Source organism: Noviherbaspirillum sp. (genome assembly GCF_035944575.1).
In the GTDB taxonomy this organism is placed as follows: domain Bacteria; phylum Pseudomonadota; class Gammaproteobacteria; order Burkholderiales; family Burkholderiaceae_D; genus Noviherbaspirillum.
Window position 1 is genome coordinate 13,117 of record NZ_DASZBA010000116.1, and the last position, 19,823, is coordinate 32,939.

The 19,823-nt window shown below is 57.7% G+C and carries 22 protein-coding genes and 1 pseudogene; 14 read left to right on the forward strand and 9 right to left on the reverse strand.

All coding sequences use genetic code 11. The features are described from left to right. Positions 1-15: 15 nt before the first annotated feature. The 3 genes from VGU61_RS07450 to VGU61_RS07460 all read right to left on the reverse strand — a co-directional run bounded on the left by VGU61_RS07450 (position 16) and on the right by VGU61_RS07460 (position 3,240). Entirely contained in the window at positions 16-825 is an 810-nt protein-coding gene (locus VGU61_RS07450; RefSeq protein WP_326858478.1) for a VOC family protein, read from the reverse strand. Between the two features lie 2 nt (positions 826-827). Next, a complete protein-coding gene (locus tag VGU61_RS07455) occupies positions 828-1,616 on the reverse strand; it encodes an enoyl-CoA hydratase (protein ID WP_326858479.1) in 789 nt (262 codons plus the stop codon). Between the two features lie 61 nt (positions 1,617-1,677). Further along, complete coding sequence (locus VGU61_RS07460; RefSeq protein WP_326858480.1) at positions 1,678-3,240, reverse strand: class I adenylate-forming enzyme family protein; 1,563 nt, start codon at positions 3,238-3,240, stop codon at positions 1,678-1,680. 242 nt (positions 3,241-3,482) lie between these two features. On the opposite strand from VGU61_RS07460, the gene VGU61_RS07465 reads away from it, so the two are divergent. The 9 genes and pseudogenes from VGU61_RS07465 (at position 3,483) to VGU61_RS07505 (ending at position 10,387) form a co-directional block, all read left to right on the forward strand. After that, a complete protein-coding gene (locus VGU61_RS07465) occupies positions 3,483-4,337 on the forward strand; it encodes an IclR family transcriptional regulator (protein WP_326858481.1) in 855 nt (284 codons plus the stop codon). Between the two features lie 743 nt (positions 4,338-5,080). Then, the gene (locus VGU61_RS07470) at positions 5,081-5,821 is read left to right on the forward strand and encodes an AraC family transcriptional regulator (protein ID WP_326858482.1); all 741 of its coding nucleotides are present in this window, start codon (positions 5,081-5,083) and stop codon (positions 5,819-5,821) included. Between the two features lie 67 nt (positions 5,822-5,888). After that, positions 5,889-6,269, forward strand: coding sequence for a VOC family protein (locus VGU61_RS07475; RefSeq protein WP_326858483.1), 381 nt, complete (start codon positions 5,889-5,891; stop codon positions 6,267-6,269). Positions 6,270-6,879: 610 nt separating this feature from the next. Continuing rightward, positions 6,880-7,383: a hypothetical protein gene (locus tag VGU61_RS07480; RefSeq protein WP_326858484.1), complete on the forward strand. Its 504-nt coding sequence runs from the start codon at positions 6,880-6,882 to the stop codon at positions 7,381-7,383. A gap of 286 nt (positions 7,384-7,669) precedes the next feature. Beyond that, positions 7,670-8,212: a DUF1579 domain-containing protein gene (locus tag VGU61_RS07485; protein ID WP_326858485.1), complete on the forward strand. Its 543-nt coding sequence runs from the start codon at positions 7,670-7,672 to the stop codon at positions 8,210-8,212. An 18-nt stretch (positions 8,213-8,230) separates the two neighbouring features. Next, positions 8,231-8,776, forward strand: a pseudogene (locus VGU61_RS07490) (AAA family ATPase); the annotation flags it as partial. A gap of 80 nt (positions 8,777-8,856) precedes the next feature. Further along, a complete protein-coding gene (locus VGU61_RS07495) occupies positions 8,857-9,219 on the forward strand; it encodes an MmcQ/YjbR family DNA-binding protein (protein WP_326858486.1) in 363 nt (120 codons plus the stop codon). 160 nt (positions 9,220-9,379) lie between these two features. Further along, positions 9,380-9,748 (forward strand): N-acetyltransferase, encoded by a 369-nt coding sequence (locus tag VGU61_RS07500; protein WP_326858487.1) that lies wholly within the window; start codon positions 9,380-9,382, stop codon positions 9,746-9,748. Positions 9,749-9,889: 141 nt separating this feature from the next. Next, positions 9,890-10,387 carry a GNAT family N-acetyltransferase gene (locus tag VGU61_RS07505; RefSeq protein WP_326858488.1) on the forward strand — a complete coding sequence of 166 codons (498 nt, stop codon included), beginning with the start codon at positions 9,890-9,892 and terminating at the stop codon, positions 10,385-10,387. A gap of 352 nt (positions 10,388-10,739) precedes the next feature. Here the strand turns inward: VGU61_RS07505 and VGU61_RS07510 are convergent, their stop codons facing one another. Next, complete coding sequence (locus VGU61_RS07510) at positions 10,740-11,861, reverse strand: TRAP transporter substrate-binding protein (RefSeq protein WP_326858489.1); 1,122 nt, start codon at positions 11,859-11,861, stop codon at positions 10,740-10,742. Between the two features lie 266 nt (positions 11,862-12,127). Here VGU61_RS07510 and VGU61_RS07515 point away from each other — a divergent pair, with 266 nt between their 5' ends. Beyond that, positions 12,128-12,754 carry a DJ-1/PfpI family protein gene (locus VGU61_RS07515; RefSeq protein ID WP_326858490.1) on the forward strand — a complete coding sequence of 209 codons (627 nt, stop codon included), beginning with the start codon at positions 12,128-12,130 and terminating at the stop codon, positions 12,752-12,754. A 34-nt stretch (positions 12,755-12,788) separates the two neighbouring features. On the opposite strand, the gene VGU61_RS07520 is transcribed toward VGU61_RS07515, so the two are convergent. Further along, a complete protein-coding gene (locus VGU61_RS07520) occupies positions 12,789-13,115 on the reverse strand; it encodes a ferredoxin family protein (protein ID WP_326858491.1) in 327 nt (108 codons plus the stop codon). Between the two features lie 30 nt (positions 13,116-13,145). Next, positions 13,146-13,538: a cupin domain-containing protein gene (locus VGU61_RS07525; protein ID WP_326858492.1), complete on the reverse strand. Its 393-nt coding sequence runs from the start codon at positions 13,536-13,538 to the stop codon at positions 13,146-13,148. Positions 13,539-13,886: 348 nt separating this feature from the next. Here VGU61_RS07525 and VGU61_RS07530 point away from each other — a divergent pair, with 348 nt between their 5' ends. Further along, positions 13,887-14,555: a helix-turn-helix domain-containing protein gene (locus VGU61_RS07530; protein WP_326858493.1), complete on the forward strand. Its 669-nt coding sequence runs from the start codon at positions 13,887-13,889 to the stop codon at positions 14,553-14,555. Between the two features lie 140 nt (positions 14,556-14,695). On the opposite strand, the gene VGU61_RS07535 is transcribed toward VGU61_RS07530, so the two are convergent. The 3 genes from VGU61_RS07535 to VGU61_RS07545 form a co-directional block, all read right to left on the reverse strand. After that, the gene (locus VGU61_RS07535; protein ID WP_326858494.1) at positions 14,696-15,913 is read right to left on the reverse strand and encodes a PQQ-dependent sugar dehydrogenase; all 1,218 of its coding nucleotides are present in this window, start codon (positions 15,911-15,913) and stop codon (positions 14,696-14,698) included. A 211-nt stretch (positions 15,914-16,124) separates the two neighbouring features. Next, positions 16,125-16,700 (reverse strand): TlpA disulfide reductase family protein, encoded by a 576-nt coding sequence (locus VGU61_RS07540; protein WP_326858495.1) that lies wholly within the window; start codon positions 16,698-16,700, stop codon positions 16,125-16,127. A 63-nt stretch (positions 16,701-16,763) separates the two neighbouring features. Next, entirely contained in the window at positions 16,764-17,318 is a 555-nt protein-coding gene (locus VGU61_RS07545; protein WP_326858496.1) for a carboxymuconolactone decarboxylase family protein, read from the reverse strand. A gap of 152 nt (positions 17,319-17,470) precedes the next feature. On the opposite strand from VGU61_RS07545, the gene VGU61_RS07550 reads away from it, so the two are divergent. The 3 genes from VGU61_RS07550 to VGU61_RS07560 all read left to right on the forward strand — a co-directional run bounded on the left by VGU61_RS07550 (position 17,471) and on the right by VGU61_RS07560 (position 19,778). Then, on the forward strand, positions 17,471-18,337 hold the full coding sequence (locus VGU61_RS07550; RefSeq protein ID WP_326858497.1) for an AraC family transcriptional regulator: 867 nt from the start codon (positions 17,471-17,473) through the stop codon (positions 18,335-18,337). A 57-nt stretch (positions 18,338-18,394) separates the two neighbouring features. Continuing rightward, on the forward strand, positions 18,395-18,787 hold the full coding sequence (locus tag VGU61_RS07555; protein ID WP_326858498.1) for a hypothetical protein: 393 nt from the start codon (positions 18,395-18,397) through the stop codon (positions 18,785-18,787). Positions 18,788-18,926: 139 nt separating this feature from the next. Further along, positions 18,927-19,778, forward strand: coding sequence for a CAP domain-containing protein (locus VGU61_RS07560; RefSeq protein WP_326858499.1), 852 nt, complete (start codon positions 18,927-18,929; stop codon positions 19,776-19,778). The last annotated feature ends 45 nt before the right edge of the window (positions 19,779-19,823 follow it).

Genomic DNA, 19,823 nt, shown 5'->3' on the forward strand with positions numbered 1-19,823 from the left:
TCTGCCGTCGCCGGTTCAGGCGCTGTGTTGTGTGCCGCCGGTTATTTCCTTCATGCCGTCCACCGGTAAGATGCGTACGCCGCACAGCCAGAAGCCCGCACCTTCCGTCTTGCAGCCTGCCTGTGCTGCGTCGCTCAGCACCCGTTGCGGATCGGTGGCCTGCAGCGTGATGGCGGACAACCATGACTGACCGCCGTCATCGGCAGGAACGAAGCGGATCGCGCCGCCATCCAGGTCGATCTGCGGCGGCTGTGCCGGCACGCTGGTCAGCGGCCGTTCCAGGATCTGCGCCCATCTGTCGGCAAACGCCGCAGGATCGGGCGCCGTGATGTCGATCGACAGCATGCGTTTGGTTACGTCGTCGCGCCGGTGACGCTGCCAGTCCGGTCCGGCCGGATGGTAGGGGCCGTCGATCGCTTCGCCGTCGTGGGTATGGTTGAACTCGATCATCGCGGCGCCGGTATCGCGCGGATGCAGCTGCATGCCGGTGTAGTCCTCATACTGCAACCGGTTGGCGACGCGGATGCCGAGTGTCTCGACATGGTCGGCGCGCCGCTGCGGGTCATCGCAATCGAGGATCACCATGTAGCCTCCCCGTCCGCCGCGCTGCTCCAGAAAGCGGCCTGCCGCGGTGCCGGGCCGCGTAGGTGCAACGATCTCGATGAAGTCCGTGCCGACCGGGTAAAGCACGTTCACCAGGCCGTAGCGCCCGACATTCGGATCGCGATAACACGGCGACAAGCCAAGCACGGTTTCAAAAATGCGCTCGGCCGGTGCCAGCTCGGGTGCCGCCAGGCATATCTGGCGCAGTCGCAGGTAGCCCATAATCATCTCCCCTTGAAAACTGGTGTGCGTTTTTCAACGAAGGCTTGCGCCGCTTCCCTGTGGTCGTCGGTGCCGGCGCAGCGGATGTGGCGCATCGCCTCCGCATCAAAGGCGCTGCCTAGGTCGCCATGGTCCGCCAGGTTCAGATTTTCCTTGATGTAGCCCAGTGCCACGGTCGGTCCCGATGCAAGGGACATGGCGATCCGTCTGGCTTCTTCCTCGATGGATTCGTCCGGAAAGACCCGCGTGACGAGGCCGATGGCTAGCGCCTGTTCGCCGGTAAGGATGTCTCCCAGCATGTAGAGCTCGCGTGCCCTGGCAGCACCAACGATCTTCGGCAGAAAGTAGGTGCCGCCGAAGTCTCCCGACAGGCCCACCTTGGCGAATGCCGTCGTAAGTTTTGCCGCCGGTGTGGCAATGCGGATATCGCATGCGAGTGCGAGCGACAGGCCGGCGCCGGCGGCCGCACCGCGCAGCAGCGCGATGGTCGGCTTGGGCATCTGGTGCAGGAGCCGCGACACTTCCATCCGTGCCCGCAGGTGGCGTACACGCTGGTCATAAGTATCGGTCTGCCCGCCGGCGGCCATCGCCTTGACATCGCCGCCGGAGCAGAAGGCGTTGCCCGCGCCCGTGAGCAGAATCGCCCTGACCGCGGGATCGGTTTCGGCCCGCCGGACGGCGTCGAGCAGGCGTTGGCTCAGTTCGGGGCTCAATGCATTGCGCACCTGCGGCCGGTTCATCACCAGCGTCAGCAAACCGTCGTCAAGCGACTCCAGCAGTACGTCTTCCATGTCTCCTCCTTGTGAGTGAGGTTGACGCCGTCATTGCGGCGCCTGCTCGTGGCCGGTGCGGCTACGCCGCCCGGTCCGCTATTTGCTGCATCGCCTGTTGGCGTAAATCGGTCTTCAGTACCTTGCCGATGGGACTGCGCGGCAGGCTCGCGACGAAGCGCAGATCCGACAGCCGCTGCATCTTGCCGAGCCGCGCGTTCGCCCACTCGAGCATGGCCTGTGCGCTCGCATCGCTGCCGTCCCTGCGCACAATGAATGCCACCGGCGTCTCGCCCCAGCGGTCGGAAGGCATGCCCACCACCGCCACCTCGCTCACGTCGGCATGCTGCCGCAGCACGGCTTCGAGGTCGCTTGGATAAATGTTGAAACCGCCGGAAATGACCACATCCTTCTTGCGGTCCACGAGCACCAGAAAGCCGTCCTCATCAAACCGGCCGATGTCGCCGGTACGGATATACCGCCGTCCCTCGCTGTCATGCCATTCGGCCTCGGCGGTTCTGGCAGGATCGTTGTGATAGCCCGTCATCATCGTCGCCGAGCGGCCGACGATTTCACCTGCCTGCCCGGGCGGCGCTTCACGGCCCTGTTCATCGATGATGCGCATGTCGGTGCCCGGTGCGGGGCGCCCGACGGTATGCAGCTTGTGCGGAAATTCGTGGGCTGCGAGCAGACAGGTCCCGCCGCCTTCTGTCATGCCATACATCTCGATCAGTCCGCCCGGCCAGCGCTTCAGGATGTCCGCCTTCAATGCGGCGCTGAACGGTGCGCTGGTGCAGTATTTCATCCGGAACGACGTCAGGTCGGCTTGCGCGAAACCGGGGTGGGCCATGATGCGCTGGTACTGGACGGGCACCAGCATGGTATGAGTCGCACGATGGCTCTGGGCGAGCTCGAGATAGCCTGCAACATCAAACTTTCGCATCAGGACGACCGTGCCGCCGAGCGCCAGGGTAGGGAAGAAGCTCGCCAGCGTGGTATTGGAATACAGCGGCGTCGCAAGCAGGGTGACTGGTTGAGGAAAATATTTCGGTGCCGCGCGCTGCACATGCCCCCAGCGCATCGCATGCGACTGGACGATGCCCTTGGGCCGCCCGGTTGTCCCCGATGAATAGATGATGTTGAACGGCCAGTCCGGCGCAATTGCAGTATGAGGAGCCGGCGCACCGTATGCGGCGAGCCAGCCATCCGGTATGCCGGAACACTTGTCCGCATCCAGCAGGATATGCGGTATCGGCAGTGTGCGGCCTGCGCTTGCCAGTGCCTGCTCCACGTCATCGTCGATGAAGGCCAGCAGGGCGCCGCTGTCCGCGATCATCGTGCACAGCTCTTCAGGTTTGAGGGAGGGCGCCAGAGGAGCAACGGTGACTCCCGCCCGCAGCGCGCCGAGGAAAACAACCGCGTATGCAATCGAGGTTGATGCGCAGATCGCTATGGCCTGTTGCGGACGAATGCCGTTACGATGCAGCGAAGCCGCTACCCGATCCATCAGCGAATCCAGCGAGGCATAGTCGAGCTGATTGTGTCCTTCAATCAATGCCGTATGGGATGGCGCGTCATGCGCCGTACGCCGGATGCAGTCGGGCACGGTTCCGAACGCTTGCTGGGTGACTTCTTCAAGATCCATGAAGACGGCGCCTTCTGTTCCTAGTTGACCTTCACTGAAAACCCTTGCCTTCCCGGCATCGATGGTCAAGGCGGTAAATATTGAACCCTTGCTTCACCGCGACCCCGATACTAAACTGCTGTGGCAGCGTTCGCATTTATGAACGCTATTCATATATAGATAAAGTCAGTCTAACCGTTTCCTGCAGGTTTTCCGACACGGCGCAGTTTGATATATCGCAAACCTTGCATCCGGAGTGTTTTATGACCAAGCGGCAAAACGATACTGCAGTGGGTGGAGCAGACGTTGCAGTGGAGGCGCAGGAGGCGGCAAAACGCGGCGGGCCGATGTCGGTCGCACGGGTGATCGGCATCATGGAAATGCTGGCGGTCGAGCCGATGTCCCTGGCGACCCTGGCGAACCGGCTGGCCGCCCCCAAGCCCAGCCTGCTGAATCTTCTCGGCGAATTGACGGTGCTGGGCGTCATCCGGCGCGACGAGGCGGGCCTTTACATCCTCGGCGGACGTGCGTTCCGGCTGGCGTCGAAGATGAGCTTTTCCGGTTCACTCAGCACATCGGTGCGCACTACGCTTATCGAGGTAAGCAGGGCACTGGAAGCCGCCGTTTCCATCGGCTACCTCGACCATCACACCCGAACGCTGGTCTACGCCGACCGCTATGGTGAAGCAAGCGCGGTCCGGTACGTCGTCAAGTTCGGCGCGGCGATCCAGTTGCATACCCGGGCAACGGCAAAGCTGCTGGTGGCGCATGAAAGTGAGGAAACCTGGCGGGAATGGTTCGGCCCCGAACCCTACCAGCAACTCACCCCGCGCAGCCACACGCGCTTCGCGACCCTGTATCCGGAGCTGGTTGACATCCGAAATTCCGGAATTGCGTGGACCTGTTCGGAGCAATACGAGGGGATCAGCGGCTGTGCCGTCCCTGTGTATGGAAGCGACGACATGCCGGCGGCAGGGCTGGGCATGGTAATGATCGGCGAAGCGATGGAGCGTAACCGCACACACGTACTGTCCGTGTTGCAAGCGGCAGCCGACACCATCTCGGCCGAGTTTCACCTGAGGCGCATCACGAACGTGACGCTGGCGCAGTATCTTTAACGGTAGCGGGCAGTCGTTTGCGAGGATCACGTCGACTGCATCTGTCTTGGCGTGGACGGCGACTTGCGAGACGCCTTGAATAGCTGCCTCGACGGGTGGTATGCGCTGACGGACAACGATTGAAACCCAATCACTTCATACATTTGATATTGCTTTGATAACTCCTGCGTGGCAACATCCAAGGCTGTTGCTTTTCCCGGTTATTTAGTACTGTATGGATCGACAGGGAACCGCCGGAGGTCAGACTGGCAAGGCCTCCGGCTGAATTCTTGTGCAAGGTTAGACGGACAAGTCGCCAGGTTAGACAGAAATTTTTTCATCCTAATTCAAGTTAAACGTCATGGCGAAGACGCGAAGCGAGATTGAGACTGCGGCAGGCAAGCTTACGTCTGCTATACAGAAAGTATGGAGTAACGAGGCAGGAGAGCCTGAGGCCAAGGACAGTGAGGAAGTCCTGCACCAGTCGCACGACCTAATTCAGGCCGCGAAATGCGACAGAATAGATGAAGTTCTGAATGGGCGACTGTAGCTCAATATATTGGTACTGAATGAGTTAGGACACATCCAAGCGTTTTGCCGGCCGTTTCGGCCTTGCAAAAACTCGTAAATCTAGCGGAGGACGTCTAACATGCCAATGAACACAGACGGCTTCGCCGCAGGTTATTTTTCACGCTAGGCCTTGCCAACAGAGCATCGCTTGCCAATCTACCGTTCGTCGCACTGCTGACCCGAATCAACAACTCATGTACTCCCCAACTCAAGATGGATTTTCGGTGCGTGGTTCGGCCGTGCGTTACACGGAGCTTCCACCGCCCGACGAGCTATCCGACGTAGTCCACTGTTTTTGGGAACTACGGACGCTTGCCATACTGTCTGAGGACTTCCAGTATCACGCGCTGCCCGATGCATGCGTGAACCTCCTGTTTAACTTGGCTGACACTACGATCGCCGGGATTACAGCGCTTCATACCGAGGCCATTACGCTCAACCTTGGAAAGTCGTTCCACTACGTCGGGATTCAGCTCTATCCTGGTGTCTGGCAGGGGGATCGGAACGAATTGTTGAATCGGTATGTCGGCACGTCCTATCGAGGCGCGTTGCCGTTGATACAGACTAACCAGCTTCTCGTGGGTCTTGAGTTCGCAGCCATGGCGCAGGTGCTCTCAGAGTTCGTGCGATGGTGCATGGCGGATGGCCACATCCGTGCGAACGCAGTCACTGCGACCATCCTGTCGAACCTAGACGCAATTCGATCCGTGGCCGATATGGCGGCACTGCTTGGCCTATCCCCCCGGCAGCTGCAGCGCACGCTCAAGCGGCTCACCGGATTTGCTCCGCACGACTTACTCAAAGTGCTGCGTGTGCAGCAGTCCTTCCGAACGCACTACCTCGACCTGTACGCCGATCAGGCCCACTTCACACATGCGTTTCGGCAAGCCATCGGCTATACGCCAGCGCGGTACCGAAAGCGCTTCGGCGTCTGATCTATACAAGACTGAACTGCGTAAACTCGCTAGTCTCACACCTTTACCCACGACTAAGGAGCTTGCGATGGATAGGGCGAACGCGATTGGCTGGTTCGACTTGTATGTGGACGACATGGACCGGGCTTCGGCCTTCTACGAGGCCGTGTTCCAGCATTTGCTGGAACCGATTGGCGATCCAACTGGAGAGACTTTGATGCGAGGGTTCTCCGCCAACATGAACGCGTACGGCGCAGCCGGCGCGCTCGTCAAGTCTCCCCATGCCCGACCGGGACCCGGCGGCACCATGGTCTACTTCAGTGTGAGTGACTGCGCCGTGGAACAAGCACGGGTAGCGGCAGCTGGCGGCACGGTCCTGCGTCCCAAGTTCTCCATTGGTCAATTTGGCTGGGTGACCGTGTGCATAGATACGGAAGGGAACATGTTCGGACTGAACTCTATGCGATAGGAGCGTCCCGCGAGGGAGGCCTAACCCCTCACTCAAACTGACACGCTACGGCAGCTTAGCCAATGACATGGACTCCCTCCACCCGTGAAGGTAGATACTCCTGAAGTTGAGATGCGCGGGCATCGCAACCGACGGAGGCAAGCATGGCAATCGCACGAGTTGGCATTTGCTGCGTTATGCGTGATTCAGTCTCTACAAGCACCGATAGAGAGCTTTGATTCTGTGTTAACCTCGACAACTACATTGCTGCCAATGACTTCGCGTGCGACGTCAATTATTACGTTACTCTTCAGGCTGCCGATTCCTTTGCAATTCGCCACTCTTTTTTGCAAAGTTGTATTCGTTTTCGCTGGAAGTTTTTAGTAGGCGTATTGGTGCAATTTGGCGCGGACAAATCCATCTTTGAAATATGGAATTATTGTGGTTTGTTCGTAATCAACGCGATTTTTATCGGAGCGGGAAGACGCTCGAATACAGGCTGCAGCGTATTGGTAAGGAAGTAGTTCAATGCCAAAATTCTTTTTAACTCATCGCTGGACTCTGGCGCGCCGCGCAGGTCAGCTCGGCGTTATGCATAAGGTATAGGCGAGTGCCATTTACTCCATTCCATATGGGCCCAGGCATCCTGCTGAAAGCAGTGCTTCAGGGGAGTTTTTCGCTTATGGTTTTCGGATGGGCCCAGGTGATCATGGATATCCAGCCCTTGATCGTTCTACTGAGCGGAGAGGGACATCTTCACGGATTCACTCATACCTACATCGGCGCAACCTTAATAGGAGCAGTGTCTGCGGTAACCGGAAAATACGCAGCTGAATTCGGTCTTCGCATTATTGGAGCGGCACATTTTTTGCCAATCAGTTGGCCTGTTACAGTCTTCAGCGCATTTATAGGAGCGTACAGTCACGTATTGCTTGATAGCCTGATGCATTCCGATCTAGAACCCTTTGCTCCATTTTTGAGGGTTAACCCGTTCTTGAGCTTCATTTCCGTAGAGGTCCTGCATAAGGTCTGTCTTTACAGTGGAATGATCGGTGCTTTGCTTTATTTCGTAGTTGCACGATGGCTGAAAAAGCATAACTTATCGTTGCACACCGACGCCATACGGCGCCGTTGAACTCAGCGTTAAAACTAAGAATGCGCATAGACATAACAAGGCAAGCATCTGCTCACACTCGCGACGACGCCCTCACGACCTTTTCGCCGGCATGATTTCGCCGCATCGCGCACGATGCCGTCGGCGATGACTGGTCAAGGAAGGAGAGGGCAACCTGCAGCCCTGCTTTGTGCATGCGAAGCCGAACAGGCGGATCGACTCAGGCACATAGCAGCGTTCCGCGGCTTCGCCGTTTTACTGTCCTTTTGGCGCCGTCATCTCCACCATTCATACAAGGAACAACAACATGGCACTTGGACCAGCAGCAGGCACTCCTTCCGATTTCAGTTTCGCAGTTGGTGATTGGCATGTACGACATCGACGACTTCGGGAACGGCTTGTAGGTTGCACTGAATGGGTTGAATTCGACGGCGAAATGTCAACGCAGCCGATACTCGGAGGCTTTGGTAACGTGGAAGACAATCTGCTCCATTTGCCGGAGGGCCCTTATCGCGCCATCGCACTTCGCTCGTTTAATCCAGGCAATGGGCAATGGTCAATCTGGTGGCTCGATTCAAGGCAGCCTGGCCAAATCGATGTGCCGGTCGTGGGCGCGTTTGAAGACGGCATCGGGACTTTCTACGCCGATGGCGTTCTCAACGCTGCTCCGGTCCGGATCCGCTTTCTTTGGTACACCGGGGATCCTGATCACCCACGATGGGAACAGGCGTTTTCGGCCGATGGTGGCGTTAACTGGGAAACCAACTGGAGAATGAATTTTTATCGTGCACGTGATGCAGCTACATTTAATGATTCGTCCACGTCGGGACCACTTCGTGGCACGACGTAATCCAGATATCAGACATCTCAACCAAGTGTCCAATTTCATCGTATGCCGAAAGTTTATTTAATAGAAGGGCCCGTCGGCGCAGGAAAGTCGACCTATGCCTCTATTCTGGCGAAGCGCATTCAGGGCATTCATATTGCCCTGGACGATTGGTTCGTCGTCCTCTTCAGTCCTGATCGACCCGATGAATTTGTACCTTCCTGGTACATCGAAAGGAAGGAGCGATTGCTTGGCTTGATCTGGAATCACAGTCGGCGAATCCTGTCTTCAGGGGGCGATGTGATACTTGAGCTTGGCTTGATCGAGCGACACGCCAGGAACAGGTTCTGCCAGCAGGTACAGGAAGAAGGTGTCGAGCTTCAGTTGCACGTACTGGATGCACCGCTCGAGGTACGGCGCGAGCGCGTGCGCCGCCGGAATATAGAGAAAGGTGCAACCTTTGCCATGGTGGTGCCAGATCATATTTTCGAGATGGCAAGCAAGTTATGGGAAGCTCCGGACGAAGAAGAATGCAGTGACTATCCTGTCGAGTTCGTCGGAAACCAGCCACCGATTGACGTTGGCTAGCTTGGTATTCAACGCCGATGCACTTTCAATGTGCCGGTTAATGTCGGTTAACGCCGCGTCAGGCCACTCAGGGAGAGCAAATGAATGTTGCAGATGTAAAAGCGCTTTGCGGTCGTTACCCCGGCTCATCTTCCAAACTTTTCGGGCCGCCCAGCAATGTGCTTGTCTACTACGCTGGCGGTAAAAAGTTCGCTTACTTCAAGACCAGTGAGCCGGAAAAGTGGCGCTTCAGCATTCGCACCACGCCCGAACGTTTCCTGGAACTGACCGGCGTACCAGGCATCAAGCCGGCGCGTTACATGGCCAGATTTCACTGGGTCACCGTCGTGGATGTCAGCGCAGTCCCTGTGGATTACCTGCTGGAATTGATTGAGTGGTCGTACACCAGGGCTACTACACGCACGAGGACTGCCGCAACACGACATCGTGGCCAGGCGGCCTGACAATGCATCCTGGCCGGCGCCGCGTCGTGGCATAGCTCAGGTATTGGACCACTCCAGACGGCCCTCAAGGAGATTGCAATGTCAGCACATGCAATGTCTCCGTTCGATATCTTTATCGGTACATGGAACGCCATGGGTGTGCCGCTGGAGTGAGGGGGCGTTGGCGCTTTCGCTCGTCGCTGTGGACAATGACAGGGTAATCGGGCATATCGCCGCGTCGCCGGTATCGATCTCGGATGGCACGGATGGATGGTACGGGATAGGGCCGGTTTCTGTGACACCGGAATGGCAAGGGCGAGGAATTGGAAGCCAGCTATTGCGCAGAGCCGTCGCGGAATTGCAGGGAACGGGTGCTGCCGGTTGTGTCCTGTTGGGGGATCCACGCTGTTATGCGCGCTTCGGCTTCAGGCCGGAGGCCGCCTTGGTTCTGCCCGATGTGCCGCCCGAATACTTTCAGGCGATGTCGTTCTGCGCTGTTGTCCCCAAAGGCCGGGTTTCTTATCATGAGGCTTTCAACGCGAAAAATTAACCCGTCAGGATGAAGCTTTCTTCAGAGTGGAAGGAGCTGATCGACTGGATTTACATGGGATGCATTCCTGCTGCCGCATATCGGATTGGGTACCTGATTTGTTGGACAATGTCGGTTTCCAGAATTCTCGTGTTTAACACTATGCAGCTCGACGAAAAAATATTTCCTGTCCAGGAAGGTGATCGATTGCGACTGGTCGAAGTGTGGGAGGCTTCAGTGCGTGCGACCCACCGTTTTCTGACCGAAACGGATATTCAATATTTCAAGCCTTTTGTCCGTGACGGCCTGATTGGCGCAATGAGCCTTTCATGTATCCGCGATATATCCGGACAATTGGTTGCATTTGTCGGGGTGGACGGGGAAAAGCTCGAAGCTCTTTTCGTGGATCCAGTCGTTCGTGCGAAGGGGCTGGGACGGCGGCTGCTTGAATACGCGGTGTACTCATTGGGAGCACGTACGGTCGATGTGAACGAGCAGAATGAGCAGGCAGTCGGGTTTTATCTGCGAATGGGCTTCGACGTCGTAGGGCGATCAGAGCTCGACTCTTCGGGAAAGCCATTCCCGTTACTCCATATGCAGCTGCACCGCCACGGTCTTCGATCGGAATCGACGCACGCCAGGGAAAGCATGGCGAAATAGCCTCGGTACATCCAGAAGCGGGTCAGGGCAGGCATGCCTTGATAGGTTTCTGCTCGGCTTCTATTGGCTTGAACTGACGTACCACCAACGCGCGCCTTTGATCTCTGCAGATGGAAGGCTGCGCCATTCATGTCCATTGCAATAGTCATCGACATGAATGGCGCCGAAGGCTGAATAGTCATGGGCCGTTCCGTTCCGGCGAGCCAGAACGCATTTAGCCACGATGTCCGATATCGAAGCCGCAATTCGGCGGCCTACGTGCGCTACACCACACAGGTTCTCCACGTACCTTGTAGCCGCCACTGGATATTCACCGTCGCCATGCAGTGCATTTTTCGCCTGCCCGTCACCGTTACTTGCTGGGTTGCCGTTTGCCGTAGTAATGCCGGTAAGCGTAGGACGTGGGCATAACGGTGGTGTCCTGCCACCAGACGACTCGGTTGGCCCAGGCTTTCTGGGAATCCACGATCTTCTTGAACAACGGATTCCTCGCGGAGTGCCGTTCAATGACCTTTTCCCACGCCTGCAGCTGTGCTTCAAGAATCACTGCCGGGGTTTTCCGGACCTGAACGTTTTTGGTTCGCATCAGCTCAAGCAGGTCAGTCGACATCCGATCCATGGACTTCCAGGAAATGTCGGAATTCGTGACCATCGCCGCATACTTGAGCGTCATTTTGAGCTCTTCCGGCAGACCGGCGTAGACCTTCTTGTTGATCATCAGGTCGAATATGTTATTCGCCATGTGATAGCTCTGCTGATAATAGTTCTTGGTGACGTCCGAAAAGCCCATCATGCGGTCATCCGTCGCGTTGGCGAATTCAGCCGCATCGAGCACGCCGCGATCGAGCGCCGGCACGATATCGCCGGGCGCCATCTGGGTCGGCGCCATTCCCATCTCTTCGAACAGCTCCACCGCGAGTCCTGAAGTTCTGAACTTCATTCCCTTGAGATCGGCAACGGTATTGACGGGAGTTCTGAACCAGCCGAGCGGCTCCACCGGAACCGGGCCATGAAGAATGCTGACGACATCCAGGCGTGCCGTTTCGAGCAACTCCTCGTAGAGCGCGGCGCCGCCGCCGTATTCGATCCATCCCAGCATTTGGTTAGAGTCCATTGCAAAGCTGGGGCCGGCGCCATACAAGCCGAATGCAGGGTTTTTTCCGAACCAAAAGCCGGGTACGCCATGTCCCGCATCGATAACACGGGTGCTCACGCCGTCCATGACCTGCAGCGCGGGAACGACCGCTCCGGAGGCAAGCACTTCGAATTTCAGCTTTCCGGCCGACAGTTTGTCGGTGTACCGGGCGAAGTCAGCGCAGAACTCATGGAAGATCGATTTTTGAGGCCATGTGCTTTGCAGCTTGAGCTTGATAGGCGTCTGCGCCTTTGCAACCATGGGTGCGCCCACGATGCCGGCGCTTGCGGCCAACCCCATTTTCACTGCATTCCGACGGCCCTGATTCACGACTTTCATGACGACTCTCCTTGTAGGTGATTACTGCATGAGTCTTTGAAACAAAAGTGAAACGCTGGTTAGGCAAATAGTCTCGTCTTGTAAAACTGGGCGTCAGCGTGCAGGTGCTGCTCGCATGGGCAGTGTCTCAACCACCTTCGCTTGAGCGGTAAATGGTGAGCTTTCAAAGCGCCGAATCACAATCGAACAGCTTTGATTTTTATTCGCATCCGGATTAGTATGGGTTTCGTATTAGGAAACTCTATATCAAATCGGTGAGAATGACCATGAAAAAAATCGGAATTTTTGTTTACGAGGGCGTGGAGCCTATCGAGATCGCCATTTTCGGGACTTTCTCGATGGCAAAGCGCGTCATCCCGGACCTTGAAATGTTCCTCGTCAGCGAGAATGGCGGTGATGTCCTTCTCGCCAATGGCCTCGTGGTCAAAGCTCATCACAGTTTCTCGAGCAGTCCGCCGATCGATGCGCTCATCATCTGTGGCGGTCCGGGCTGGCCCAAGCAGGTAAGTAATCGGAAGGCGTTGGATTTTATCGGTGCGCACCGTGAAACGCTCACTGCTTCCGTCTGCACCGGGGCGATGATTTTCGCGGCCACCGGCCTGCTGGATGGAAAAGAGGCGACAACGAAGGCCAGCTATGCGGATGGGGAGGTTGACCCCTTTGAGGTGTTCAGGGAGCGCTTTCCCAATGTCAGGCTGAACCGTGCCGGAATCGTCGATCTGGGAAGCCAGGTGACAGGAGGCGGTGTCAGCCTTTGCATCGATACCGCTTTGCATGTGCTGGCGAAGCTGTACGACGAAGAGACGGCCGACAAGGTGGCGAAGGTGATCTGCTATGACGTTGCGAGAGCGGCGAATGCGCGGGAGCGCGGGATTCTGGTAGCAGGGCAGTAAAAGACGATGTCCGTCCGGTCGCCTGCCGGCCGGATCATGCGCCTTCGAGGAAGCGTCCCTTGTCCGCCACGTCGGCCCATTCCTGCGCATCAGGGGGCACGACACCTTTGGCCGTGATTTTCGGCCATTGGCTTGCCAGCCGCCTGTTCAGTTCCGCATAGTCGGCAAGCGCTTGCGGCAAGCCGGCGCGGGACACGATGGCGGCGACCGGGCAAACCATCTCGCAGAGCGCGCAATTGGCGCAGTCGGACGGATTGATGACGACGATATTGGGGCCTTCATGGAAGGCGTGGGTCGGGCAAACCTCCACACATTCCATGAATTTGCACTTGATGCATGCGTCGGTTACGACATATGGCATTGAGGTCTCCGTGCCAGGCCCCGGCGCGGGTCAGAAGCCTGAATCGACGTCGAAGAAAACATTTGGCTTGCGGTAGATTGCCAGGATAATGCAGCCTTCATCCGATCTGGTTTCATGAAGAGAGCCGGGTTTGCGCCAGGTGAACTGGCCGGCGCGGGCAATACCGTCATGATCATAGAACGATCCTTCCAGGACGAAGGATTGCTCGATTTCCGGGTGGCGGTGAAACGGAAGCGTTGTGCCCGGTTCCCATTTGAGCAGGCAGGTCAGCTCGCCATTGGCTGCATCTTCGTACAAGGGCTTGATCTGGATGCCTTTGAATTTGGTTGGTTTCCATTCGAGCTGGGCGGGGTCGACATAGGTGGAGCCGTTGACTGTAGGCTCCAGCTTCCCGGAAAGCCGTTTTTCCATGGTGGTGCTCATTGATTTCTCCTGATTTCTGGACGAGTTGCGGCAGGATTGCCTTCAGGCCGAAAACCAGATTGCAGAGCGGATTTCACGCCGAGCGTCTGGAATGCAGCCTAGAATAGCATAGGTATCTCAATATGCAACAAATATAAAAAAAGTTTCATAGCCATTCGGATAGACTGCATTGATGCAGAGCAATGGAGTCTGTCTTTAAGAATGATTCCGCTCAGGCAAACAGATAAATCGCGCCGGATGAGAAATAATGTGGTTTGCCTGTCCCACGTTTCGACCACCTGACGACATCAAGAATCAACTTCCTGAAGAGCAATCGCTGCCTTCCACAATATTCAAAATGCGGAGAATATGACCGACACCAAAACTTTTGAACCACAAACACAGCTATCCGACGTCGAACAGCGATTGGGGCGGCGCATTCATGACCTCCGCAGCGCGCGCGATTTCACACTGGATGCACTGGCCAAAGCAACCGGTTTCACAAAAGGGTATTTGTCGAAGATCGAAAACTCCAAGGTGATTCCGCCGATCGGAACCCTGGTCAAATTGGCGGAAGTGCTGAAAATCGAACTCGGCGATTTGCTGGGCTCCGAATCGTCGGCGGAACGCAATGACGGTATTTGCATCGTGCGATCCTGGGAACGGGAACCGGTGCTGCGGGGCGGGAGTTCATTCGGCTACGACTACACATCGCTCGCCCAGAAGAAGCGGCATAAGCACATGGACCCGTTCATCATGGTCTTTCCGTCCAATATCGAAAAGGATGTTCGTTTCGAGCACGATGGCGAGGAATTTCTCTTCATCCTGGACGGCGAGATCGAGTTCGGCTTTGTCGTGGAAGGCAAAGAACGGCTATGGGTGCTTTCACCTGGCGACAGCGTCTATTTCGATTCACGGATTCCCCACCGCGGGAGATCATTGAAAGGGGAGTCGCGTGCGCTGGTGGTCATTTACCGTACGCCTGAACATCCCGCTGCTTCGGAAGCAAAGCCGATGCCCAGGGTTAAAGCCGGCTGATGTTTTTCATTCCGGATGCCGGTACGGGGAGGATTTTTAATATCGAACGGGCAGGTTGGAGCCACGCCGGGCAGAAACACGACTGACCTGTTTGGATCATAAGCAGTGCGGTCCGGATGTGCCTTCCAGGTCCTGCGCTTTTACCGACCCGGAGGCGCTGCAGGCCGAAGGCGCATCAATTCGCCGTTCTTGTAATCCGTAATCAGCAGCAATGTCCCGTCCGGCGCTTCGATGAAATTCCTCACCCGTCGCCGCAGGTCGATGCGCTCTTCGCTCGCGATGCGCTCGCCGTCGATCGTCAGGCGGATCAATCCCTTCGTCGAAAGCCCGCCGACGAGCGCGCTGCCGCGCCACGGCAGCAGTGAGCCGCGGTAGAACAACGCGCCCGACGGCGAGATCACCGGGGTCCAGGACCGAACCGGCTCCGTGAAATCGGGGTTGGAAGGATGATCCGGAATGATGGTCCGGTCGTAGTTGTCGCCGTTGCTGACGCTGGGCCAGCCGTAGTCCTTTCCCGGCTGGACGAGGTTCATCTCGTCGCCACCTTTTGGGCCCATTTCCCATGTCCATATCTGGCCGGATTCCGGGTGCATCGCAATCGACAGCATGTTGCGATGGCCGAGGCTCCAGATGTCGCCGCGGGCCCCTTCCTTGCCGGCGAACGGATTGTCCTTCGGAATGGAGCCGTCGGTATTGATGCGCACGATCTTGCCGAGATTCGTTTCCAGACTTTGCGCCGGCTCGAAGCGCATACGGTCGCCGGAGGTGATGAAGAGCGTGCCGTTGCGGCCGAACAGCAGCCGGTGGCCGAAATGACCGCGTCCGATGGTCTTCGGCACCTGCCGCCAGATGACCTGCACATCGCGCAACTGTTCGCCGTCGAGCGTGGCGCTTGCCACCGCGCCGCCGCGCAATATCTGTTTCAGGTCCACCTTCCTGTTGACGCGCGTATCGCCGGTTTCGGCCAATTCCACCGGCTGCCCGTCCGCCGCCTCGGAGTACGACAAATAGATGCGCTTGTTGCGCGCGAAGTCGGGATCGATTGCTACGTCGAGCAGGCCGCCCTGATCGGAGTCTCCCTGGTAGGAGACCGTTGGCAGGTTTTTCACCGGGGCGGACAGGCGTCCGTCGCTGAAGATCCGCAGCCGGCCCGGCTTTTCAGTGATCAGCAGGCGCCCGTCAGGCAATAGTGCCATGCCCCACGGAAATTCGAGCGACGCCAGGCGTTCGGCACGCAAGCCGCCTTGAATGGTGGTGATGACATCGGGCAGTGGTTCTTCAGGAGACGCGGGACGACCCTGCGCTGCGATGCTGCCCGCAGCGAGCAGGCCGGATAGGGCGACGGCTAGTTTTTTCATGGGCGCTCTGTTCTTGTTAGTGATGGATGACATGCCGGCGGGAAGGAACGGCACTCCCTTTGCCAGCACTGTTTGAACCGGAACTGTTTGAACCGGAAACGCCCTTTAGATGAAAAATTAACATTCCGGTTCGCGGGCGGCGATCCGCTTGGGCAGCCTTGCCTGATGGCATACGATCCCGACTGCGATCGCTCCTCCTGCTTGAAAACATTCAGGCGAGAGGCGGAGGCTCATTCACGCGGCAAGCCTCGTCATCACATTCTCCTGTCCGGAGCAGTGCAGTCCCGTTGTCGGCACTGGCCGGCCGGTCGTTCTTTGCCTGTTCCATGAGCAAGGCTCCGATCTCCGCACCGACCCGCAGATCATCCACCTGTCCAAGATGCTGATGCCTGACCCTGCCGGTCTTGTCGAATATCACCAGGGTGGGTGTCCCTCGCAACTGCAGCAGTTTCATCGTCCGGGGTATCGACCCTTCGTCCGCCGGACGGTCGATCCCGATAGGCATGCTCAACCGGTATTCGCTTGCAAACGCACGCAATGCCGCCGGTGTCATCACATCGTGATGTTCGAAGACCGTATGCAGGCCCAGCACCGCGACATCCTTGCGCGGAAATGCGCGCGCGATACGTTCCGCCTGGGGAATGCCGTATTGCACGCAGCCCGGACACAGCATCTGAAAGGCATGCAGCACCACGACGCGGCCGCGCAGATCGGTCATACGGATCGGCTGCGTCGTATTGATCCACTCGACGACATCCAGTTCGGGATATAGGGAAAACTCTCGCATGTTGTCCTCCAGGTTGATTTGCCGGCTGCAATGGCATGGGCCGCTGCGGCCGGCACCGCCATCTTAATTGCTGTATGCGACTTGCTTGTTGAGTGCGACTTTCGGGAAGTCCACCGGTACGTCAAATGCGACATTGACGTAGTTCGTGAACAGGTTCAGCGCCACGTGCGCCATGATCTCGACGATCTGTTCATCGGTGAATCCGGCTGCGCGCACGGCCGCGACGTCGTCATCCGATAGATGGGCACGCTCATTTACCACCTTGAGCGCGAAGGCGAGGGCGGCGGCGGTTTTCGGGTCGGCCGCGCGGCCAAGTTGTGCGGAGGCCATTTCGTCCGCGCTGGCGCCTGCCTTCTTTCCAAGCAGGGTATGGGCAGCAAGGCAGTATTCGCAATGGTTGCGGTTTGCGATGGCCACTGCGATCTGCTCACCGAGCTTTGCATCGATGGAGCCACCGGCAAGTGCGCTGAATGCGCCCCACATGCTCCTGAGCGCTGCCGGGGAATTGGCCACCGCCTTGAACATATTGGGCGTCGCATTGAATGCGGTATGGATTTGCTTCAGCAGGTCCCGGCTGACGTCAGGGACGAGTTCCGTGTTCATATTGATGCGTTGCATGGTGTGTGCCTTTCAAAGGATGGATTGATGAAAATGGATATGTCCCGGAACAGTCGGAGTGGTGTTTCCGACTGCTCCAGTGATGTGCAGTATGGGAAATATCTGCGTATCATTAGGATCATTTCATTCAAAACTCATACCTTTTCGTTTAAATGACCGACCAGCCCCCTATCGACAGGTTGTCCGTATTGTTGAAGCGCTTCGGTGTGCGCGTCAGCTTCTTTCATTCGGGGCCTTTGTGCGGCCTGCAAAAATATGAGCGCAGCGTCGGGCGCGGATTCCTGCACGTGCTCCGGCGCGGCAGGATGGAAGTGACGCACCATGGCGCTGGTGGATGCCCGGAAAAACTGGTTCTGGATGAACCGACCCTGCTGTTCTACCCCAGGCCGCTTACCCACCATTTCCATAACCCGCCCGAGGACGGCTCGGACTTCACCTGCGCCGCGCTGGAGTTCGAAGGAGGCGATGACAATCCATTCGCCCGCAGCCTGCCGCCGTTCATCCGGTTGCGGCTGGCCGAGGTGGATGGCCTGGAGCCTGCGCTTGCGCTGCTGTTCGCCGAGACCGACCGCGTGCGGTGCGGTCAGCGCATCCTGGCGGACCGGCTGTTCGAGGTGGTGTTGATCCAGTTATTGCGGTGGTTGCTGGATCACCCGGAAGAGGCAGGCATACAGCCCGGCATGATCACAGGACTTTCCCATCCACGGATATCACTTGCATTGATAGCGCTTCATGAGGCGCCTGGCGACGCCTGGACGCTGGAACGCATGGCGCAGTGCGCCGGCATGTCACGGACGAGTTTTGCAACCGTATTCAAACAGGTGGTGGGGCAGACCCCGGCGGACTATGTGGTGAGCTGCCGCATCGCGCTGGCCCAGATGGGGTTGCGCGAAGGGCGCCCGATCAAGATGCTGGCCGAACAGCTCGGGTACGCAAATCCGCCCGCGCTGTCACGTGCCTTCGCGGCGAAGGTCGGACTTTCACCCAGGGAGTGGTTAAACAGGGACCGGCACTATTGAGGATGGACGTGCCGTTCGAAACACGGTTCTCTGTATATTGAAGGATGAAATGCAGTAATGAATGCTGTCACAGTGAAGATTGCAGCATCGCGCTTCATGTTACAGGCGAAACATAAAGCGCGGTGTACATCGTCTGCACTTCCGGAAACAGGAAGCGGCTTAAGAGCGAATCTACCGCTGCTTGACGAAGTCGGTGATTTCTCCGTCGTCGTTGATGCTCAGCGTATTGCCATCTGCGGAAAGATACAGGGTGACCAGTGTCGTGGACCCGTTGTCGGCCAGCTTTCAAAGCTCCGTGCGAATCGTCTGCCCGGTGTGAAACGCGGATATGTCGCAACGCGGGCATCAGGTGCAAGCACCACCTGCGACGCTCACCACCAGCTCCACGGCGCATCGGCACAGACGGGTCGCATCTTATCCCAGGGCTTTGACGCATCTTTGAATAAATAAACGATTGATACTTAAAAATTTCTATTTCGTTGTAGCCATGCATAAGCGTGTCAAACCGTAGTGAAAATCCTCTGGAACTTGTCCAGAGGCGAACGACGAAATCGTTACCACCAACCACTTCCTTCACATGACATTTCGCATGAAACTAGATCGGGCCACCTGCGCCTTTGCGCTGACCAGCTTGCTGTTTTCGGCATCGGCACAGGCCGCACCGGACGATGAATTACTTGCCATGATCAATGCCTATCGCGCATCGCCGCAGAAATGCAAGGACACTGCGCCCGAGCCGCTGCCGCCCCTCGTGGCCGAGCCGTCGCTCGCCCGGTTGAAAGTCGAACGGGGCGATAAGTTGATGGAGGCGCTGCGCACTTCCGGCTATCAAGCGGCGCGTGCCGAAGTGCTAACCCTGTCCGGTCCGTCAAACGCCAGGGATGCAATGAACTTTGCCGTCAAGAGCGATTGCCGGCTGTTGCTCAGCAAGCGCTATTCGGCGGCAGGCGTGTCCCGGCAGGGAAATCAGTGGCAGATCGTGCTGGCGCAACCGCTTCTCAGCGCCGATCTCGGCGACTGGCAAAAGGCGGGACGGGAAGTCTTGTCGCTGGTGAATGCCGCACGTGCCAGGGAACGCAGCTGCGGCGCAAAGAAGTTCAAACCGGCGCCGGCACTGCGCTGGAACGCGACACTGGCGGCCACTGCGTTGAAGCACAGCCGGGATATGGCGAAGTACGATTATTTCGGCCATGAAGGGCGCGACGGCAGCACGGCGGGGCCGCGGGCGACACGGGAAGGATATGCGTGGCGGATGGTCGGCGAGAATGTGGCGGCCGGCCAGGGCTCCGCGAAGCAGGTGGTGGAAGGCTGGCTCTCCAGCCCGGGGCATTGCGTGAACATCATGAATGGCGAATTCAAGGAGATGGGGGCGGCATATGCAATCAATGCGCAAAGCAAGGCCACCATCTATTGGACTCAGGTGTTCGGCACGCCGCGATAATGCGTTCGTCGCGGCGTTGCGTATGGACATCGCTCGTCAGCCGAT

What these genes read in the sequence shown, in the direction of transcription:
- VGU61_RS07485 (WP_326858485.1), top strand. Translation starts at nt 7,670, where the DNA reads ATGGCACTTGGACCAGCAGCAGGCACTCCTTCCGATTTCAGTTTCGCA.
- VGU61_RS07520 (WP_326858491.1), bottom strand. Translation starts at nt 13,115, where the DNA reads ATGCCATATGTCGTAACCGACGCATGCATCAAGTGCAAATTCATGGAA.
- VGU61_RS07505 (WP_326858488.1), top strand. Translation starts at nt 9,890, where the DNA reads ATGCAGCTCGACGAAAAAATATTTCCTGTCCAGGAAGGTGATCGATTG.
- VGU61_RS07550 (WP_326858497.1), top strand. Translation starts at nt 17,471, where the DNA reads ATGACCGACCAGCCCCCTATCGACAGGTTGTCCGTATTGTTGAAGCGC.
- VGU61_RS07555 (WP_326858498.1), top strand. Translation starts at nt 18,395, where the DNA reads ATGAATGCTGTCACAGTGAAGATTGCAGCATCGCGCTTCATGTTACAG.
- VGU61_RS07515 (WP_326858490.1), top strand. Translation starts at nt 12,128, where the DNA reads ATGAAAAAAATCGGAATTTTTGTTTACGAGGGCGTGGAGCCTATCGAG.
- VGU61_RS07460 (WP_326858480.1), bottom strand. Translation starts at nt 3,240, where the DNA reads ATGGATCTTGAAGAAGTCACCCAGCAAGCGTTCGGAACCGTGCCCGAC.
- VGU61_RS07530 (WP_326858493.1), top strand. Translation starts at nt 13,887, where the DNA reads ATGACCGACACCAAAACTTTTGAACCACAAACACAGCTATCCGACGTC.
- VGU61_RS07525 (WP_326858492.1), bottom strand. Translation starts at nt 13,538, where the DNA reads ATGAGCACCACCATGGAAAAACGGCTTTCCGGGAAGCTGGAGCCTACA.
- VGU61_RS07540 (WP_326858495.1), bottom strand. Translation starts at nt 16,700, where the DNA reads ATGCGAGAGTTTTCCCTATATCCCGAACTGGATGTCGTCGAGTGGATC.
- VGU61_RS07510 (WP_326858489.1), bottom strand. Translation starts at nt 11,861, where the DNA reads ATGAAAGTCGTGAATCAGGGCCGTCGGAATGCAGTGAAAATGGGGTTG.
- VGU61_RS07495 (WP_326858486.1), top strand. Translation starts at nt 8,857, where the DNA reads ATGAATGTTGCAGATGTAAAAGCGCTTTGCGGTCGTTACCCCGGCTCA.
- VGU61_RS07470 (WP_326858482.1), top strand. Translation starts at nt 5,081, where the DNA reads ATGTACTCCCCAACTCAAGATGGATTTTCGGTGCGTGGTTCGGCCGTG.
- VGU61_RS07455 (WP_326858479.1), bottom strand. Translation starts at nt 1,616, where the DNA reads ATGGAAGACGTACTGCTGGAGTCGCTTGACGACGGTTTGCTGACGCTG.
- VGU61_RS07535 (WP_326858494.1), bottom strand. Translation starts at nt 15,913, where the DNA reads ATGAAAAAACTAGCCGTCGCCCTATCCGGCCTGCTCGCTGCGGGCAGC.
- VGU61_RS07465 (WP_326858481.1), top strand. Translation starts at nt 3,483, where the DNA reads ATGACCAAGCGGCAAAACGATACTGCAGTGGGTGGAGCAGACGTTGCA.
- VGU61_RS07450 (WP_326858478.1), bottom strand. Translation starts at nt 825, where the DNA reads ATGGGCTACCTGCGACTGCGCCAGATATGCCTGGCGGCACCCGAGCTG.
- VGU61_RS07545 (WP_326858496.1), bottom strand. Translation starts at nt 17,318, where the DNA reads ATGCAACGCATCAATATGAACACGGAACTCGTCCCTGACGTCAGCCGG.
- VGU61_RS07560 (WP_326858499.1), top strand. Translation starts at nt 18,927, where the DNA reads ATGAAACTAGATCGGGCCACCTGCGCCTTTGCGCTGACCAGCTTGCTG.
- VGU61_RS07480 (WP_326858484.1), top strand. Translation starts at nt 6,880, where the DNA reads ATGGGCCCAGGCATCCTGCTGAAAGCAGTGCTTCAGGGGAGTTTTTCG.
- VGU61_RS07475 (WP_326858483.1), top strand. Translation starts at nt 5,889, where the DNA reads ATGGATAGGGCGAACGCGATTGGCTGGTTCGACTTGTATGTGGACGAC.